The 3,556-nt window shown below is 69.6% G+C and carries 3 protein-coding genes; 1 reads left to right on the top strand and 2 read right to left on the bottom strand.

Annotated features, from left to right (window positions below; genetic code table 11):
* A partial coding sequence (locus KD1_RS01830; RefSeq protein ID WP_157073109.1) for a glycosyltransferase family 2 protein occupies nt 1-1,363 on the top strand: 1,363 nt, incomplete at its 5' end.
* A gap of 88 nt (nt 1,364-1,451) precedes the next feature.
* Here KD1_RS01830 and KD1_RS01825 read toward each other — a convergent pair.
* Together KD1_RS01825 and KD1_RS01820 are read right to left on the bottom strand one after the other, a co-directional pair.
* Nucleotides 1,452-2,939 (bottom strand): aldehyde dehydrogenase family protein, encoded by a 1,488-nt coding sequence (locus KD1_RS01825; protein ID WP_068396696.1) that lies wholly within the window; start codon nt 2,937-2,939, stop codon nt 1,452-1,454.
* Nucleotides 2,940-3,024: 85 nt separating this feature from the next.
* Nucleotides 3,025-3,556 (bottom strand): AAA-type ATPase lid domain-containing protein (locus tag KD1_RS01820; RefSeq protein ID WP_174521085.1); only part of this gene is annotated, 532 nt, incomplete at its 5' end.

Raw genomic sequence — 3,556 nt, 5'->3', positions numbered from 1 at the left:
GCAGGTCGCCACCCGCCTGCGCGCCCGGCGCGGGCCCCTGCCCGCCACCGAGGGCCTGGCCCGGTTGCGCCGACTGCTGCGCATCTTCGACGCGCGGCTCGACGTCTTCGAGCGCAAACGGTTCGCGTCGCTGTCGCACGAGGCGAACAAGGCGATGAACCTCAACAGCTACATCTCGCTCATGGGCCGGTCGTGGAGCGTCCAGCCCGTGGTGACTGCCGACGGCATGGTGGACGTGCTGCGCTCCGCGATGCCGGGCGAGCCCCTGGCCCTGCACATCCCCGATGCCGACTACGTGCTCACCCTCGATGCCGATTCGCTGCTCGTGCCCGACTACTGCCTGCGCCTCGTCCACGTCATGGAGCAGCCCGGTCATGAGCGGATGGCCGTGATCCAGACGCCGTACTCCTCGTACCGGGGGGCGCCGGCCGCGATCGAGCGCGTGGCCGGCATGACCACGGACCTCCAGCACCTGCAACACCAGGGCAAGACCGCCTTCGATGCGACGTTCTGGGTGGGGGCGAACGCGATCATCCGCCGTCGCGCGCTCGATGACATCGTCGAGGTCGCCACGGAGCGCGGTGCGGCCGGGCCGATCGAGGTGCGCCGGTACATCCAGGACCGCACCGTCATCGAGGACACCGAGTCGAGCATGGACCTCGTCGCGAACGGCTGGAGCCTGTACAACTACCCCGAGCGGCTCAGTTTCAGTGCGACGCCCCCGGACTTCGGTTCGCTCGTCGTGCAGCGTCGCCGGTGGGCCAACGGCGGGCTGATCATCCTGCCCAAGGTGGCGCAGACCGTGTGGCGCCGACTCACGCGCGGCGAACGCACCACGGCCGGCGAGATCGCGCTGCGCTCCGACTACCTCGGCTCGATCGCCTGGTCGACGTTCGGCACGTTGTTCCTGCTCGTCATCCCGGGGGTCGGGAGCCTGCTCACGCCCTGGCTGGCCCTCACGGCGCTCCCCTACTTCGTCGTCATGTCGTTGGATCTCAAGCGCTCGGGGCACCGCATCATCGACGTGCTGTCGGTGTTCGCGCTCAACCTCGTGCTGTTGCCGGTCAACGCCGCCGGGGTGATCAAGTCGGTCGAGCAGGGCATCACCAAGCGCAAGATCCCGTTCGCGCGCACGCCGAAGGTCGCCGATCGGGTCGCGGCTCCGGCGATGTTCGTCGTGGTGCCGTACGTCATGGGTGTCGTCGTGCTGGCTCTGGCGGTCGTGGCCGGGCTGCGCGGGCATTGGGCCGGAGTCGCGTTCGCCTCGGTGACCGGGGTCGCGACCCTGATCGGGGCGGTCGTGTTCGTCGGGACGCGCACCGCGGTCGAGGACGTGGCGGCCGCGCTGCGTCAGCGCCGCTGACCCCCGCGGTCGTCCCTGACCCCCGCGGTTCGAGGTATTACGCGTCGGGAATCCGACGCGTAATACCTCGAACCGGGTGGGGGGCGCGTCAGAGGGCGATGTTGACGGCCTTGATCTGGGTGTACAGGTCGATGGCGTCGGCGCCGAGCTCACGACCCCAACCCGACTGGTGGTACCCACCGAAGGGCAGCGCGTTGTCGAAGGCGTGGAACGTGTTGATCCACACCTGACCGGCCTGCAGCCGCGCGGCGACCTTGTGGGCGCGGCTGAGGTCCTTGGTCCACAAGCCAGCGGCCAGGCCGTACTCCGTGTCGTTGGCCGCGGCGATCGCCTCCTCGTCGGTGGTGAACGGGATGAGCACGGCCACGGGGCCGAAGATCTCCTCGCGCACGATGGACATGTCCGGCGTGGTGTCGACGAACACCGTCGGCTCGACGTAGAAGCCACTGTCACCGACGCGCGAACCACCCACGAGCGCGCGAGCGCCGGCCGCCTTGCCCTCGTCGAAGTACCGGGTCACGCGGTCGAGCTGCTCCTGCGAGACGAGCGGCGTGACGGCCGCCTCCGGGTCGTTGCCGGGGCCGACCTTCAGCCCGGCGGTGGCGTCGGCCAAGGCCTGGCTGAACGCGTCATAGATGTCCTCGTGCACGAAGATCCGCGTGCCGGACTCACACGCCTGACCCGAGTTGAACGTGAACCCCATGAGCGAACCGGCCACCGCGGCGGGGATGTCGGCGTCGGCGAAGACGATGTTCGGGGATTTGCCGCCGAGCTCGAGCGAGACCTTCTTGAGGTTGCCCTGAGCGGCGTCGACGATGAGCTTGCCCACTTCGGTCGAGCCGGTGAACGCGACCTTGTCGACGTCGTCGTGCCCGGACAGGGCCGCGCCGGCGTCGCCGAACCCGGTGACGATGTTGACCACGCCGGCCGGCACACCGGCCTCCTCGAGAATCTGACCGAGCAGCAGCGCCGACAGCGGGGTCTGCTCGGCCGGCTTGAGGACGATGGTGTTGCCGGTGGCCAGGGCCGGGGCGAGCTTCCACGCGGCCATGAGGATCGGGAAGTTCCACGGGATGATCTGGCCGCAGACGCCGACTGGCTCGCGTCGGGTGTACGAGTGGTACTCCTGCGCGGGGTCGGCGATGAGCATTGACGGCGTGATGGTCGAGCCGGTCAGCTTGGTGGTCCAGCCGGCGTAGTAGCGGAAGCACTCGGCGGCGTAACGCACGTCGACGGCGGTGGCGATGCCGACGGACTTGCCGTTGTCGAGCGACTCGAGCTCACCGAGATCTGCCGCGTATTCGTCCATGAGGTCGGCGATCTTCCAGATCAGCTGTTGGCGCACGTTGGGGCGCATCGAGGTCCACGCGCCGTCGTCGAAGGCCCGGCGGGCGGCGGTCACGGCCGCGTCGATGTCCTCGGCGTTGCCCTTGGGCACGGTCGCGAGCACCTCGCCGGTGGCGGGGTCGTGCGTCTCGAAGGTCTCCCCGGAGCGGGACTCGACCCACTCGCCGTCGATGAGCATGCGGATCGGGCTGTTCAGGAACTCCTTGACCCGGGCGGAATTGATCGCCATTGGTGGTACTCCCTCGCGTCGTTGCGGTTGATGTACGTCAACGCTAGGAGGAGCGATGCAGGGCGGCTGTTCGGGAACTGGACACTCACGCGCTGACGCGCAGCTGCCGGATCCGCGCGTAGAGCGTGGTGCGGCTGATGCCGAGTTGGGCGGCGGCCTTGGCCTTGTTGCCGTTGCTCTCGCCCAGTGCCCGGATGATGGCGTCGCGCTCGGCCCGTTCGAGGCCGCCCAACCGTCGGGTCGGTTGGGGTGACCGGTAGTCCTCGGGGAGGTCGCGCAGCGCCACGTCGCCGGTGGTCCGGTGGGCGCAGACCTGCTCGAGGACCATGCGCAGTTCGCTGAGATTGCCGGGCCAGTGATGGGCCGCCAGGGCCGTGAGCACCGAGGGCGTCAGGCGCAGACTCGCCTCCGGGTTGATCTGCGCGATCAGCCGTTGCGCCAGTTCGCGCAGTTCGTGGCGACGCTCGACGAGGGCCGGCAGGGCGGTGCGGCGGGCGCAGGTGCTCGCCACCGCCGCGGCTCGCCCGGTCAGGTCCTCGGGCGGGGCCGAGGTCATCACGACGGCCGGTCGGTCGGCGCGGCGGAGCGTCGTGGACAGGTGGATCAGGAGCGGCTCC

Source organism: Kribbia dieselivorans NBRC 106261, assembly GCF_001552435.1.
Taxonomy (GTDB): domain Bacteria; phylum Actinomycetota; class Actinomycetes; order Actinomycetales; family Dermatophilaceae; genus Kribbia; species Kribbia dieselivorans.
The sequence above is the reverse complement of the archived record's forward strand: the minus strand, read 5'-3'. Positions and strand labels throughout refer to the sequence as shown.

Coding starts and splice junctions, on each gene's coding strand:
- KD1_RS01825 (WP_068396696.1), bottom strand. CDS start 2,939: ATGGCGATCAATTCCGCCCGGGTCAAGGAGTTCCTGAACAGCCCGATC.